Annotated in this window: 10 protein-coding genes; 8 read left to right on the top strand and 2 right to left on the bottom strand. The window is 45.9% G+C overall.

Translation table 11 applies throughout. The features are described from left to right. Positions 1 to 10: 10 nt before the first annotated feature. Positions 11 to 742, bottom strand: a complete 732-nt coding sequence (locus tag ACSAZL_RS19290) for a hypothetical protein (protein ID WP_440948908.1) — start codon at positions 740 to 742, stop codon at positions 11 to 13. A 389-nt stretch (positions 743 to 1,131) separates the two neighbouring features. Here ACSAZL_RS19290 and ACSAZL_RS19295 point away from each other — a divergent pair, with 389 nt between their 5' ends. Continuing rightward, positions 1,132 to 2,511 (top strand): COG1470 family protein, encoded by a 1,380-nt coding sequence (locus ACSAZL_RS19295; RefSeq protein ID WP_440946189.1) that lies wholly within the window; start codon positions 1,132 to 1,134, stop codon positions 2,509 to 2,511. A 788-nt stretch (positions 2,512 to 3,299) separates the two neighbouring features. Here ACSAZL_RS19295 and ACSAZL_RS19300 read toward each other — a convergent pair. After that, the gene (locus ACSAZL_RS19300) at positions 3,300 to 3,446 is read right to left on the bottom strand and encodes a hypothetical protein (protein WP_440946190.1); all 147 of its coding nucleotides are present in this window, start codon (positions 3,444 to 3,446) and stop codon (positions 3,300 to 3,302) included. Between the two features lie 894 nt (positions 3,447 to 4,340). Between ACSAZL_RS19300 and acnA the strand changes: the two genes are divergently transcribed. From acnA to ACSAZL_RS19335, 7 genes are all read left to right on the top strand, one after another. After that, a complete protein-coding gene (gene acnA / locus ACSAZL_RS19305; protein WP_440946191.1) occupies positions 4,341 to 7,139 on the top strand; it encodes an aconitate hydratase AcnA in 2,799 nt (932 codons plus the stop codon). Positions 7,140 to 7,553: 414 nt separating this feature from the next. Continuing rightward, positions 7,554 to 8,621 carry a citrate/2-methylcitrate synthase gene (locus ACSAZL_RS19310; protein WP_440946192.1) on the top strand — a complete coding sequence of 356 codons (1,068 nt, stop codon included), beginning with the start codon at positions 7,554 to 7,556 and terminating at the stop codon, positions 8,619 to 8,621. A 216-nt stretch (positions 8,622 to 8,837) separates the two neighbouring features. Next, positions 8,838 to 10,106: a UbiD family decarboxylase gene (locus ACSAZL_RS19315; protein WP_440946193.1), complete on the top strand. Its 1,269-nt coding sequence runs from the start codon at positions 8,838 to 8,840 to the stop codon at positions 10,104 to 10,106. 230 nt (positions 10,107 to 10,336) lie between these two features. Next, on the top strand, positions 10,337 to 11,542 hold the full coding sequence (locus ACSAZL_RS19320; RefSeq protein ID WP_440946194.1) for an aconitase X: 1,206 nt from the start codon (positions 10,337 to 10,339) through the stop codon (positions 11,540 to 11,542). Beyond that, positions 11,529 to 11,963, top strand: a complete 435-nt coding sequence (locus tag ACSAZL_RS19325) for a DUF126 domain-containing protein (protein WP_440946195.1) — start codon at positions 11,529 to 11,531, stop codon at positions 11,961 to 11,963. The genes ACSAZL_RS19320 and ACSAZL_RS19325 overlap by 14 nt, the downstream gene beginning before the upstream one ends. A gap of 144 nt (positions 11,964 to 12,107) precedes the next feature. Then, positions 12,108 to 13,214 (top strand): site-2 protease family protein, encoded by a 1,107-nt coding sequence (locus tag ACSAZL_RS19330; protein WP_440946196.1) that lies wholly within the window; start codon positions 12,108 to 12,110, stop codon positions 13,212 to 13,214. Positions 13,215 to 13,272: 58 nt separating this feature from the next. After that, positions 13,273 to 14,394 carry a TIGR04013 family B12-binding domain/radical SAM domain-containing protein gene (locus tag ACSAZL_RS19335; protein WP_440946197.1) on the top strand — a complete coding sequence of 374 codons (1,122 nt, stop codon included), beginning with the start codon at positions 13,273 to 13,275 and terminating at the stop codon, positions 14,392 to 14,394. The last annotated feature ends 584 nt before the right edge of the window (positions 14,395 to 14,978 follow it).

The following is a 14,978-nucleotide window of genomic DNA, read 5'->3' on the forward strand; positions in this document are numbered from 1 at the left end:
GGAGCAGAATTTAATGCCTGCGCTTAAAGCGCCTGCTCACCTCGTCTATGAACTCTTCCAGATCTTTCCTGCCCGGCGGTTGATGCCGGTAAATGCTTGATAAAACAACAAATGCCGCTCTTCTGCCTCGAGAGGAATTCCTGAGCAACCCGATCTCGATCACCGTGATCAGGACCTCAGAAATCATCTTGCGGTCATTGGGACTTAGATTACTCCACCTATCATTGAGTTTTTTCGAAGAGACTTTTACCGACTCCCTGCCCTCGGATGCTATTGTTGAAGCTTTTGAAGAGACGGTTTTTGAAATATTTATTACCCTGGCCTTTCCGCAGGAAGCTGTTTTCGTAAATGTTCTGAAAGCTCTTCCCGGGATCTCTTTCATCCGTGTTTTTTCGTAAGCAGAAGAACCTCCCATTGAGTCTCTCGAAAACCGGCCTCCGGATGTTCTGCTTTCCAAAATTTTGCGAATTTCTTCAAAGATTTCGGCGATTTCCTCTTTAGACCTCGTTCGGAGGTACTCTCTGAGATTTGCTATCAATTCGGGATCCAGTTCGGGAGAATCATCCTCATCAGAGGCAGAAGCTTCGCTGACCTCGACAAAATCGGCGTCAATTACAGGACAGGACCACATGAGAGAGTCGCGCAAAGAACCCTTCCCGGACCCGGGGGCTTTCCTGACCCTGCAGCCAGAGCTTGAAAATTTCCTGAATATGTCCTGTTTGTTTTTGAGCAAGAAAATCACATCCATGCCTGTTTATAAACAAGAACTATACGATTTCTATAGAACAGGTTTCATTCCGGGATTAATATCTTTTTCTGTTTACGTTGCCGCCAAATCCCGGAATACCGTATCGAAATATTGTAAACCGGAGACTGTATACCGGAACACTTGCAGGGATAAACATCGAAACATAGTACGAATATATTGCAAACATCATATTAAAAAGGAAATAGAAGCCAAAAAAGAGCGAAAAAACAGTTTTTTCCGCAAATAAGCAGATAAAAGAAACATATATCCTGAAAAAGCATTTAAAATCCTTATTTTTTTAAAATAACTGCAAATTGATTCGTAGTTTAAGTAATTATTTTATAAGTCCCATACCTTAGTGAGTATCAGGCGAGGTGAAAAGCATGAGCATACAGAATATGAAGACATTGAAAATAGTCATATGCGGGCTCCTTCTCGTATCCGTTCTCTCGATTGCCTGCGCAGGGGCGGGAACAGAGAACAGAGCCGTGTCCGCGAAGCCTGCAGAGATTGAAGTTACGGAAATGAAAGTGGCAGCCAGTTCGGTGGCTGCATCCGCGATTTATGCTGAAGACTTTTATCCCGAATTTGAAAAAATCAGTGTAGATCCGGCCTACCAGTACCTTGAACTGAAACCGGGAGACAGTAGAAACTTTACCGTAACTGTTGAAAACAAAGACAATAAAACCATCGCACTGGATCCCAGACTTGTAATCATCCCTTATACTGAAAACTTCATAGATGAAAGCTGGGTCAGCATAAGCCCCTCCGCAAAAGACCTGGCTCCGGGGGAAAAAGAGGAGTTTGAGGTCGAGGTAAACATACCTGAAGATGCGGACCTCGGAAACTATGCCGTCCTCATCGCCTTTGCGGAAAATGTGCCGGAGGGAGATGTAGCAGGCTATTATCCGAACTTTCCGGGCACAATGCAGCTGAACCTGCAGGTCTGGGTCCCGCCCACAGTCCAGATCCTTACACCTTACATCAACGACCTTGTAGAGGCGGGAAAGACCTATACTTATGAAATAAAACTCCGGAACACGGGCAGTACGGATATTGCAATCTCCCCCGAACTTACAGAGGGAGGCGACATCATCTATTACGATAGCATCTCCCCTTACGGAGGGATAACGTATGCCTTCGGAAATGATGCAATAAACGTTGATGCTCCGGAAAAAGTAAAAGCAGGGGAAACTGCCACCGTAAAGCTGACACTTAAAGTTCCGGCTGACGCAAAGGGCAGCTACACCGGAAGCCTCAACCTTAACATCGATGACCCCGGGATCAGAGACTATGAAGGGAAAGTTTCCCTGAATTTCCGTATTCTGCCTATTCCCGAAAAGCCTTACGAGACCAACTTTAAAGCCGGGACCAATGGGACTATCGACATAGAGATCAGTGCTTACCAGTATGGATACGACCTCTACGCCGCAGAAGGAAACCGGGACCGCACTCCCTCTTTTGAGGTAAACCTGAAAGACCCCTCAGGAAAGGAGGTCACGCCCACTCTCATAAGCACAAAATACAGCGGCTCGATAAACATAATAGATGACACATACCCGCAGCCCTATCTTTCATATGTCTCCGCAAGAATTGCAGGCGGCATGGAAACTTCCAACCAGGGAAGCTACCGAGGAGGGACTACAACTTTCGTCGAGACCTATACGGTTCCGGGAACTGAAGGAGAATGGACGCTTTCAATCCTGCCCAAAAACACTGAAAACTTTGAATATTCCATTACAATAGGGGCTGCTGAGGAATAAACGGCCCCTATCTTTTTTCAGTTCAATTTCACTAATTTGCAACTTGAATTCTTGCATCCTCTACTTAGCGAAAAATCATTATAAGTCGCCCTATTTCCGTACAGTTTTCCGGAAAATATTCATCGACGTGAAGTTGGTTTTCGGAGTTTGCGAATAATTGCAGTTGCTAAATACTGAAAATTAACCTAAATATTGATCAATCCCATGAGAGAGTAAAAAGTATCAAAGTTAAGAAAAAGGTATACGGTTGAGGATAAAGAGGCCACACTCCACAAAATGTACACAGTTGCCGAATAGATTTGCGGATATGTCCATTATAATTTATATAAGGCGATATAAATTTTTACCCCATTATTTGATTGAGTAGATATGTGTCATTTTTGAGGAGTTCTGTGTAAAGTGGAGCAGAGTTGCGAAGAATACTATTGTTGAAGAAATATCTACGGGAACTCGACTAGAGGATTCCGACTTATAATTATTATTGGGTTCTTAATTATATTTCTCTAAATATTATATGCTTCGAATAATAATACCCTTTTGATACAATTATGAATCCTTTCGCCAGCAGATAAATCATCAGCACATAAAATAAGATGGAATCTACCAATAACATACTTTTTAAGAGAAAATATGGGGGTTAATTGGTAAAATATTATTTACTCAATGTATCTGCCTACGGAAAGTGGACTGAAAGTCAAATTAAAATTGTATCAAATCGAATAAAAATTTGGGGCATATACAAATGGGAAAACAAATATTTGACAGAACAAAAAAAATACTGTGTATTTTCATGGGAATCTTTTTTGTAATATCAGTGACAGCCGTGTTAACAGGCGCAGCAGCTCCTCCAAACGAGAAAGTAACACCAACAGATAAAAAAATAACGCCACCATCACCGTCAGATAACCCAAAAAAAATAACATCGCCGCCACCACAAAGAAGACGTCCTCCCAGGTGTATTCATTGGCACTGGGAGAAGAGGTGTGACCGCTGGGGCCCGCATCACCGGTGTATCCATTGGCACTGGGTGAGGAGATGTGACCGTTGGCGCCCGTATCGCTACTAATACGATTGAAAAGGACAATGTTTTATCCCAAAATTATTTCGCTTTTTTAATTTCTTTTATTGCAGTTATATGCAGTTATATTTATATGCAGCTATATTTATAGGTAGTTATATTTATATGCAGTTATATTTATATGCAGCTATATTTATAGGTAGTTATATTTATATGCAGTTATATTTATATGCAGCTATATTTATAGGTAGTTATATTTATATGCAGTTATATATCGTATACAGATGACTCACTTTTTACTTCAGCTTCAAATCTGTTTCATTTTACATTATCATTCCGCAGTACCGGAATGGAATTGGAATTTGCTCAGCGTTTAACCTTTTGCGTCGCCTGCTGTTGTATCGTGTATTGAACTTTGAATGTTTTTGAATCTGCAAAATCATTTCAGGGTACAACACCCGGATCACCGGATTCTTTCTTTTTGATCAATATTCCTGCCGTGGGCTGAGGGAATGGATGTTAAAGAATTTTGATTGAAGAGCCAGCATGCTTCAGGCTTCGAGATTATAAATCAACGTTATTATAGAAGGGGACATATAATTTAGGTGAAGCATAAATTTATTGGGACTCATGAGAAAGTAAAGAAAAATCTGTTAAGTATGCATAAAATTTCATATCCGTAAAGTAGGGGATAATAAGCCCGAAGGAATAAAATAGTCTTAAAGATAAGACGGGTCTTTCACAGGATAAAAAGAAATTCATATAAAATCATAGTTTTAATTTCATATTTTTGCTGGAGGTAAAAAGTACAATGAGAGAAGGTCTGAACCCCTTTGGGGTAAGAGATAGCATCGAAACAACTGCCGGAAAAGCTACGATTTACAGACTGGGTAAACTGGAAGAAAAGGGCTTTGAAGGGATTTCCCTGCTCCCCTACTCTATAAGGATTCTGCTGGAATCCCTGCTCCGGCATGCGGATACTGAAAAGCACCTGATAGCTGCAGAGGATGTGGAAGCCCTTGCCCGCTGGAGCCCTGAAAATATAAGCGAGAGGGACATCCCGTTTATTCCTTCAAGGGTAATCATGCAGGACTTCACGGGCGTGCCTGCGGTAGTTGACCTGGCAGCTCTCCGCTCGGCAATGGAGCGCCTTGGAGGAGACCCTGCCAAAATCAACCCTGTAATCCCTGCCGACCTGGTAATTGACCACTCGGTTCAGGTTGATTCCTACGGGACAGCATATGCCCTTGAGGAAAACGAGAAAAAGGAGTTTGAACGCAACAGGGAGCGTTATACCGTCCTCCGCTGGGCACAGAAAGCTTTTGACAATTTCAGGGTCGTACCCCCTGGAAGAGGGATTATTCACCAGGTTAACCTTGAGTACCTGACCCCGCTCGTGCATCTGAAGGAGAAGGAAGGCGAGTTATTTGCATTCCCTGACACCCTTGTAGGGACTGACTCCCACACAACAATGATCAACGGGATAGGAGTGCTTGGCTGGGGAGTAGGCGGCATAGAAGCCGAAGCCGTGATGCTCGGGCAGCCTTACTATATGCCCGTCCCTGAGGTCGTGGGCTTCAAACTTTACGGGAAACTGGGACCCGGAGTAACTGCCACGGACCTTGTCCTTACGATCACCAAAATGTTAAGAGAACACGGAGTAGTCGGCAAGTTTGTCGAGTTCTACGGACCCGGCCTGAACTCCTTAAGCCTCCCGGACAGGGCAACGATTTCAAATATGGCTCCGGAATACGGGGCAACCCTCGGGATTTTCCCGCCTGATATGGAGACCTTAAACTACCTGAAGAGAACAGGCAGGAGCGACGACCAGGTTGACCTTGTTAAAAAGTACCTGGAAGCCCAGGACCTGCTTTACTCGATCCACAAACCCGAGCCTCTTTTCAGCAGCAACCTCGAACTTGATATGGGGACCGTAAAACCCTGCCTTGCAGGCCCGAAACGTCCTCAGGACCAGCTCTTCCTGAACGAGGTCCCGGAGAATTTCCGTGAAACAATGAGACAGGCCTTTATAAGAAAGAAAGCTGGAGGCGCCGAGCTTACCAGAGACCCGGCTTATATTCGCTGGCTGGGAGAAGGAGGAGCCCCTGTAGAAGAAACCGAAATGGAAGAGGCAAAAGAGGTTGAGCCCCACGAGAAAAACTTCAGGGTCACACACGGGTCCGTAGTGATTGCAGCTATCACTTCCTGTACCAATACCTCCAACCCCTCGGTCCTGATCGGAGCAGGGCTGGTCGCAAAAAAGGCGGTTGAAAGGGGTCTGAGGGTTAAGCCTTTTGTGAAAACAAGCCTGTCTCCGGGCTCCAGAGTGGCTACCGAGTACCTTGGAGCCGCAGGCCTTCTGCCCTATCTGGAAGCCCTCGGTTTCCACCAGGTCGGGTACGGCTGTACGACCTGCATAGGGAACAGCGGACCTCTGCCCGAAAAAGTTGCAAAGGAAATTGAAGAAAAAGACCTTACGGTTGCAGCCGTACTCAGCGGGAACAGGAACTTCGAGGGCAGGATCAACCCCCATGTAAAAGCAAACTACCTTGCCTCCCCGCCGCTTGTCGTTGCATATGCAATCGCGGGCACGGTGAACATAAACCTCGAAACCGACCCTCTAGCTTATGACCCTAACGGGCTCCCTGTGTACCTCAGGGACATCTGGCCCGGAAACGATGAGATAAGGGAAGTCGAAAAAAACAGCGTTAAGCCTGAAATGTTCAAAAAAGAGTACTCTGGAGTTCTGGAAGGCGCAAAACTCTGGAAAGAGCTGGATGTGCCTGAGGGTACCCTCTATGCCTGGAACCCGACATCCACCTACATTCAGGAGCCGCCCTATTTTGTGGATTTCCCGCTTACTTTGCCTCTGCCCGGAGATATACGGAACGCCAGGGTCCTTACCCTTTTCGGAGACAGCATCACCACAGACCACATCTCCCCTGCGGGAGATATCCCGGCAGACAGCCCGGCAGGCAGATACCTGATATCCTGGGGAGTGGACCAGAAGGACTTCAATTCCTACGGCTCGCGCAGGGGCAACCATGAGGTAATGATGCGCGGGACTTTTGCAAACATCCGGCTCAGGAACAGGCTTGTAAGCAGGGAAGGAGGCTGGACTGTCTACCACCTCAAGGGAGAAGACTTCCCGCCTGAAGCCTGCGAGGGAATCCCGATCTATGATGCAGCCCTGCTCTATGCGGAAAATGAGATCCCCCTGATAGTGCTTGCAGGAAAAGAGTACGGAACGGGCAGTTCCCGCGACTGGGCAGCAAAAGGCACCTTCCTCCTCGGAGTAAAGGCGGTTATTGCCGAGTCCTTTGAGCGCATCCACAGGAGCAACCTTGTGGGCATGGGAGTCCTTCCCCTGCAGTATAAAACAGGAGAAAACGCAGATACCCTCGGGCTTACAGGAAAGGAAAGCTACGATATCCTCGGTATTGAGAAGATTGAGCCCCACGGAGAGCTTACCGTAAGGGCAACGGACGATGACGGGAAAGAAACGGAGTTCAGGGTAGCATTGAGGCTGGACTCTGCCGTGGAGATAGAGTACTACAGGAACGGAGGAATTTTACATAAGTTCCTGCGGGATTCGGTGAAGAAAAAATAACAGGTTGCTCAGGCCATGATGATGTGAAAAGATTTTTAGAGAGGCTCAGCAAGCCTTAATAAGGTTCCTTCTTTTTTCCGGAACCTTTCTTTTTATCCTTATTGAGACATTGTTATTTTAGTTCAAAGAGGTATTTCGAAGAGGGATACATTACGAAAAATATTAGACTTCACAGTTAAAGTAGATGGAGAAATTCAGAAGGCAGGAATTTGGACTTAAGGAAATATATTTAAAACGATTTAAATTTACAATTTCAACAAATTTAATATACTTATTCGATGATAATACAATTGCATTGTCACCCTATTTTTGGACTCGAAAAGGTCCTCGTGCTAAATCTTTCACGTATAATCAGAGGATTCCCCAATTTCAAAGTTTTTTGAAAATCCTCTAGGCATAACTGTGAGGTAGAAAATGAGTAAAAATATATGTTTCATCGACGGGCTGGAGGGCGTTCTGAAATACAGGGAAGTAGACATCGGCGAGCTGGTAGAACTTCCTTATGAAGCAGTTTCCTATCTGCTGATCCTGGGAAAGCTTCCCGGAGAACAGGAACTTGCCGAGTACTCAGCCCGCCTGCATGCGGAACGTGGAATCAACAGGGAGGTTATAGACGTTATCCGCATGTGCAATTTCAATATAGATGCCATGGAAGCGCTGCGTACAGTTATTTCTTTCATATCGCAATTCGATCCCGACCTGAATGACAGTTCTCCCGAAGGAAATATGAGAAAAGCCATACGGTTAATTGCTATAGTCCCAACCATTGTTGCTACTTATTATAGAATGGCAAACGGAAAGGAACCTTTACCCCCGGACCCTTCCCTTTCCCACGGAGCCAATTTCCTGTATATGATAAAAGGCAGTAAGCCAGACCCCCTGGATGCCGAAGTCATAGAAAAAGACTTTATTCTCAGTGCCGAGCATGAGTTGAACGCTTCCACCTTCTCCTCCAGAGTTACGGCTTCGACCATGTCCGACCTCTACTCAGCAGTTGTTTCGGGGCTCTGTACCCTTAAAGGCCCCCTTCACGGAGGAGCAAGGTCAGAGGTTATGACCATGCTTGAAGAAGTTGCCAGTCCTGAAAATGCCGAGAAATTTGTCCTTGAAAAAATCGCACAGCGAGAAAAAATAATGGGATTCGGGCATAGAGTTTACAAGACATATGATCCCAGGGGCGTAATATTCAAGCAGCTCTCAAAGAAGCTGGCCGAATCCAAAGGGGACATGCACTGGTACGCAACCGCCGAAGCAGTCGAAAATGTTGTTGTTCGCGAACTTGTAGAAAAGAGAGGAAAGCCGATTTATCCGAACGTTGACTTCTATTCCGGAGTCATCTACAAATATATGGAAATTCCTCCGCAGCTTGCAACCTCGATCTTTGCAATCGGGAGAATCTCAGGCTGGATAGCCCATTGCTTTGACCAGTATGAGAGGAAAAAGATCATAAGGCCCAGAGCCTTCATGCTCGATGAATGTTGAAACCTCAGAAAAAGCCTGGTTACGCCTCAGTACCGGCAGCACAGGCCAATAGACGGATATTAAAGAGAAAATAGGGTTTTTCAGTGACTGAAACCCTCTTTCATTATATTTTGAGTCGAAAAAATATTGATATCGGTTAACAGGGCATGAAGCTGTTAAGCCCTGGAATCAGATAATCTTTTTATCATCTGACAGCTTTTTGATATCCAGATACCCATGAGTTATAGAGATTTTATAGACCAGTTAAAAGAAAACGGAAAACTGGTAGAAATTCCGCAGCCCGTTTCCCCGAGATTTGAGGCTTCAAGGATTGCAAGAAAAACGAAAGCCCCTGTTCTTTTCCACGACATTTCAGGTTCAAAAGTCATTATGAACCTGCTCGGGTCCAGGGACGAGCTTGCTTCCATGCTCGGAGTCCCTAAAGAAGAAATCATAAAGAAGCTTTCGGAAGTCCCTCCTGAAGGTGAAGTCCGGATAGTTTCAGAATCTCCTACCCTTGAGGTCATAGAAAACGAGGTTGATCTCACAAAACTTCCTATTCTTACCCATTTTGAAAAAGACGGCGCCCCCTATATAACTGCAGGAATTGTAGTTTCCGAATACGGAGGTGTTATGAATGCTTCGATCCACCGTCTTATGCTTATCGGAAAGGACAAACTCGCGGTCCGTCTTGTCCCCCCGAGGCATACCTACCTCCTGCATAAAAAAGCTGCGGAAAAAGGCGAGCCTCTGCCTGTCGCAATTGTTATCGGCTGCAACCCCACGATTATTTACGCAACCTCTACAAGGGTACCTGTCGGAAAGGAGTTCGAATACGCAGCCGCCCTGAGGGGAGCTCCGATAGAACTCTTTGAGTGCTCAAACGGGGTAAAAGTCCCTCACTCCGAGATCGTGCTCGAAGGGTACGTTGACCCTGTGGAAAAAGTTGATGAAGGGCCATTTGTGGACATCACCGGGACATACGATGTGGTAAGGAAAGAACCTGTAATCCGCATTACCCGGGTAATCCACAGAAAAGACCCGATATATCATGGAATTCTGCCGGCCGGTCCCGAACACCTCCTGATGATGGGAGTGCCTTATGAACCCAGAATATACAGGGCCGTAGGGGAAGTTACGACTGTCAAAAACGTGGTCTTAACAGAAGGAGGATGCTGTTACCTCCATGCAGTCGTACAGATCGAAAAGCAGACCGAAGGGGATGCTAAAAACGCTATCATGGCAGCCTTTGCAGCCCATACGAGCCTGAAGCATGTAGTGGTCGTGGATGAGGACATAAATATCTTTGACCCTGCCGATGTCGAGTTTGCAGTTGCTACAAGGGTAAAAGGGGATATGGATATCCTCATTATTCCTAATGTCCGCGGCAGTTCCCTTGACCCGAGAGGAGCCCCTGACGGGACGACTACTAAAGTGGGAATCGACGCTACAAAGGTCCTTATTGAAAAAGAGAACTTCGAAAGGGCAGTGATTCCTGAAGAATAACTGAGATGAAACTTTAAAAAATACGGAACTTTTAAAGGGCAGATAAACTTTAAGGGACTGCAAATCAGGGTATAGAATCCCTGATCTTGCTTTAATATTTTATACTCATCCCAGTGTTCCGTATTTGCTTTAATAGTTTGTATATCAATAATTATATCTGCTTCAATATATGTTTGCTCTAATATTTTGCACCTTGTGTTTACGATCTGGCAGTTAAAGAGTGAATTTTCATGTACCTTACAAAAGAAGAAGAACAAATCCTGAACGGAGAGGCTGGAGAGACTCTCAGGCAGGCAATTGAAATCCTTGTGGCTCTCGGGGACATCTACGGGGCAGACGGGTTGATACCTATCAAAAGCGCCCAGATTGCAGGAGTCTCTTATAAGACCATAGGCGATGCCGGGCTAGAATGGATCTCGGACCTCAAGGGGCAGGTAAAGGTTCCGGCAATCCTGAACCCGGCCGGGATGGACCTGGAAGACTGGGAAAGACTGAGGATCTCCCCTGAATTTGCAGAAAAGCAGAAGGCAATTGTTCAGGCTTACAAAAAGCTCGGGATCCGCTGTGAATGTACCTGCACTCCCTATACCCTCGAAGGCTTTTCCGTGGGCTACGGCGACCACCTGGCATGGAGCGAATCCTCAGCAATCTCATATGCAAATTCCGTAATAGGAGCCCGGACGAACAGGGAAGGAGGACCGTCAGCCCTTTCGGCCGCACTTCTGGGAAAAACCGCAAACTATGGGTTCCATCTTGAGGAAAACCGCGTCCCTGAAGTCTCCATTCGTGTGGAGTGCTCACTTAAAGAATCGGATTACGGAGCCCTTGGGTATGTTGCAGGCAAAATAATCGGGAGCGAGGTACCTATTTTCCGTTTGAAGGATACTCCGGAAAAGGACGAACTTAAAGCCCTTGGAGCTGCAATGGCGGCATCCGGGGCAGTGGCACTTTATCATGTGGAAGGAGTGACTCCCGAAGCCTGCAGGCTGGGCTTTGAAGAACCTGAAGAAAAGATAATTATTGAGAGAAGCCAGCTTGATGAAGTTTATGAGAGCAGAAAAGAAGCCGGAAAAGCCCCCGAACTGATTACCATCGGCTGTCCCCACTGTTCTGCAGCGGAACTTAAAAAAGCGGCTGAACTCCTGAAAGGAAAAACGGTTTCAAAGGAAACCTGGATCTTTACCTCACGGGAACTTGCAAAACGCTATCCCGAATATATCAGGACCATTGAGGAAAGCGGGGCTAAGGTCGTCTGCGATACCTGTATGGTTGTCTCGCCGGCAACCAATAGCTACTCCTGCGTCATGGTGAATTCGGGAAAAGCCTTTGCCTACGTGCCCGGCATGTGCGGGGCTGAAAGTGTATACGGAAATATGGAAGCCTGCATCGAGGAGGCAACCGGAGGGAAAGAGAATAAGGCAGGTGGTTCCTATTAAACTCAAAGGCAGGACAATTTCCAGGGGATGTGCGAAAGGGGAAGTTTTGCTTTCCAGAGACCCCATATCCTTCCTTGGCAGTGTGGATCCCAAAACCGGAATTGTTGTCGAGGAAAAACACTCCCTTGCAGGAAAAGCAATCAAAGGGAAAGTGCTTGTTTTTCCTCATGGGAAGGGCTCGACTGTTGGTTCCTATGTGATGTACCAGTTGAAGAAAAACGGAGCTGCTCCGGTGGCGATTATCAATCTGGAAACCGAACCGATCGTAGCGGTAGGAGCAATTATATCTGAAATCCCCTTAGTTGATATGCTGGAAAAAAGCCCATATGAGTATTTAAAGGATGGGGACGTTGTCCAGGTAAACGGCAGTGAGGGATATATCGAATTGCTTGAACCGAAAAGCAATAAAGTAGAAGAATAAGGCAGGTCAAACTTTAAACCCGAACACCATGATAAGGCAGGTCAAACTTTAAACCCGAACACCATGCCTTTAAGCTTAAAAACATGAAAATTGTACTGATACAGCCTAAAAGAAACCTCAAGCTTCAGAGACGTGAAACCGAAAATGAAACAGGGAAGAAAAGGTCAGGGGAATTCGGATACTGAAGAGATGATTTCACGCATATACCCTTTCATAGCGAAGGTATTTGACGTATATGAGATCCAGAAATCCAGAGAGATTCTTTATTTTTTCGGCACCCCTAAAACTGATGCCGAAAATATAATGGGAGAACTTTGGGCTCCCCTCGAACAGCGAGGGCTTGGAGTCACTCTGAAGTACGAGCTTGGGGAGCACGTCTTGATTGTTACTCCTGTAAAAAAGGCAAAGGAAAAGGTCTGGGTAAACCTTGCACTTTTCCTAGCAACGGTGTTTACAACCATGATCTGCGGAGCCTGGATGTCCGAGGTTGACATCTGGAGTAATCCCCTGCAGATTTACCAGGGTTTACCCTTCACCTTTGCTATACTGGCTGTGCTCGGCTCTCATGAGATGGCCCATTATGCAATGGCGAGGTACCACGGGATGAAAACCTCCCTCCCTTACTTTATCCCGTTTCCGACTTTCATTGGCACGATGGGAGCAGTAATCCGTTACAAGGGACCTATCCCTGACCGAAAAGCTCTCTTTGATGTGGGAATTGCAGGGCCTCTGGTAGGGCTCCTGGTCTCAATTGCAGTTACCATAATCGGGCTAACTCTTGATGCGCCTGCAGTCAAACCCTTGCCAGACTCTCTGATGTTTGAGCTTGGCTTACCCCCTCTTTTTGTAATGCTTCAGAAACTTGTCGGGGTTACGGGGAGCAATCTGCATCCCGTAGCTTTTGCAGGCTGGGTGGGGATGTTCGTAACCCTTCTAAATCTACTTCCTGCAGGACAGCTTGACGGCGGGCACGTGCTCAGGGCAATGCTCGGCAAAAAAGCGGATTGGGTGTCTTCAATGATGCCCAAGGTCCTTTTCCTGATAGGTTTTTATGTGGTTTACTGGCTAAAAGGAGACGGATTTATCTGGATATTCTGGGCGCTCTTTCTCTGGGCTTTTGCAGCAGCCGGGCATCCGACTCCCCTTCATGATAAAATGAAGCTGGACAGAAAACGTATCCTTATAGGAATCTTTACCTTTATCCTTGGGCTTCTCTGCTTTACCCTCATTCCTTTTAAGCCCATAACCTGAGAGAAGAACCGGGGAAACCTGAAGAAAATCGAAAAAAGGACCGAAAAGAGGAGAAAAAATGGACGTGAATTTTCGGTATAGCAAAAAGAATTCTTACAGCTTTGCGGTTCTTTCCCCTTTACTTCCTGAAGCCGGATTTACGGACAAACCCCTGAATGGAATCATGATCTACAGTTTTACTACACGACAGGCGGCGAAAATGTTCAGGGAGATTGAAAATGCAGGGACAGACTCGATCTTCATTGCAGGAGGGCCGCATCCTTCCGGGTCCCCCGAAGAGACACTTGAGTATTTTGATTACGTGGTGATTGGCGAAGGAGAAGAAACCCTTCCGGAACTTGTGAAGGTCCTGAAGGAAGGGGGAGACCCGGGAGAGGTAAAGGGAACCGCTTATAAGTCAGATACTGGCAGGATAATCAAAACCCCTGAAAGGCCGCATGTGAACCTGGACACATATCCCTGTTTTGACCCGAAGAAACTCCGGGCTCCCATCGAAATCAGCCGTGGATGCCCCTGGGGATGTAAGTACTGCCAGACACCCAGGCTTTTTGGGAGAGAGGTCAGGCACAGGAGCATCGAATCCATCCTGAAGAATGCACAGTACTATGACGACCTCCGTTTCATAGCTTCAAATGCTTTCGCATACGGAAGTGATGGAATTCACCCGAGGTTCGATAAGGTGGAAAAACTGCTCTCTGCCCTCCACGAACTGCCCGATAAAAAGATCTTTTTCGGGACTTTCCCCTCCGAGGTGCGCCCTGAGTTCGTAACCGAGGAGTCTGCCGAACTTGTGAGAAAATACTGTGCAAACGACAGCCTTAGCCTCGGAGCCCAGTCAGGAAGTGACCGCATCCTTAAAGAAATAAGGAGAGGGCATATGGTTGAGGACAGCATTTCAGCTGTTGAGTGCTGCCTGGAACATGAGATTATTCCGGCAGTTGATTTCATCTTCGGGCTTCCCACCGAAACCGAAGAGGACCAGGAAAAAAGCCTTGAGCTTGTCCGCTGGATCTGCAAAAAAGGCGGAACTGTCCGGGCCCACTACATGACCCCGCTCCCAGGCACTTCATATGCATCAGCCGTTCCTTCGGAGGTCAGCGACAGGGTAAGGCGGGAGCTTGGAAAACTTGCCCTTGGGGGAAAACTGACAGGCTACTGGGAAAAGCACAGAAAGGTATAAAAAAGGAAGGAGAGGAGGATTGAGGAAAGCCGATGCGACTCCTTCACCGGCATTTAAACCCCAATCCTGCGCTTGCTTTAAATCCGTTTTTGAATTTTACCGCACAAGGAGACATCTGTTTTTTTGATTCTGTAACTTTACTCTGATGGCAATTCTGCTAATCTGAATCAAATCTCCGATCTGTATTTAATTTTTAAGAATTCTTTTCAAGAACCCGTTTTAAGAATTCTTTTCAAGAACCCGTTTTAAAAATCCGTTTTAAGAACTCTTTATTTTTGCAGGTTTGATCTATGCCTATTTTTAAATTATGTTCACCGATTTCTCAGGTCTGATAGCTCGTATATTTTAAAGGATGTGTGTTGATCCCGTATTCATTTCTCGTTTTGAGATATACTTCTCGATCCTTTACTGTTCGTTCTATTCTTCTTAGCAGGTGACTTCGAACCTTCTCTTTCTACTATTTAGGAGGTGTATGTTTTTCAGATAAGGAGGCTCTCATACTGACACTTATCCGCAGGAAAAAATGTATCCGTTTTAATTCCCATAGGTAAGAAATACTTCAATCTATTTATAATTTGTTGTTA

Origin of the sequence: Methanosarcina mangrovi, from assembly GCF_052057765.1 — an archaeon.
In the GTDB taxonomy this organism is placed as follows: Archaea; Halobacteriota; Methanosarcinia; order Methanosarcinales; family Methanosarcinaceae; genus Methanosarcina.

What these genes read in the sequence shown, in the direction of transcription:
- ACSAZL_RS19295 (WP_440946189.1), top strand. Translation starts at nt 1,132, where the DNA reads ATGAGCATACAGAATATGAAGACATTGAAAATAGTCATATGCGGGCTC.
- acnA (WP_440946191.1), top strand. Translation starts at nt 4,341, where the DNA reads ATGAGAGAAGGTCTGAACCCCTTTGGGGTAAGAGATAGCATCGAAACA.
- ACSAZL_RS19310 (WP_440946192.1), top strand. Translation starts at nt 7,554, where the DNA reads ATGAGTAAAAATATATGTTTCATCGACGGGCTGGAGGGCGTTCTGAAA.
- ACSAZL_RS19315 (WP_440946193.1), top strand. Translation starts at nt 8,838, where the DNA reads ATGAGTTATAGAGATTTTATAGACCAGTTAAAAGAAAACGGAAAACTG.
- ACSAZL_RS19320 (WP_440946194.1), top strand. Translation starts at nt 10,337, where the DNA reads ATGTACCTTACAAAAGAAGAAGAACAAATCCTGAACGGAGAGGCTGGA.
- ACSAZL_RS19330 (WP_440946196.1), top strand. Translation starts at nt 12,108, where the DNA reads ATGAAACAGGGAAGAAAAGGTCAGGGGAATTCGGATACTGAAGAGATG.
- ACSAZL_RS19335 (WP_440946197.1), top strand. Translation starts at nt 13,273, where the DNA reads ATGGACGTGAATTTTCGGTATAGCAAAAAGAATTCTTACAGCTTTGCG.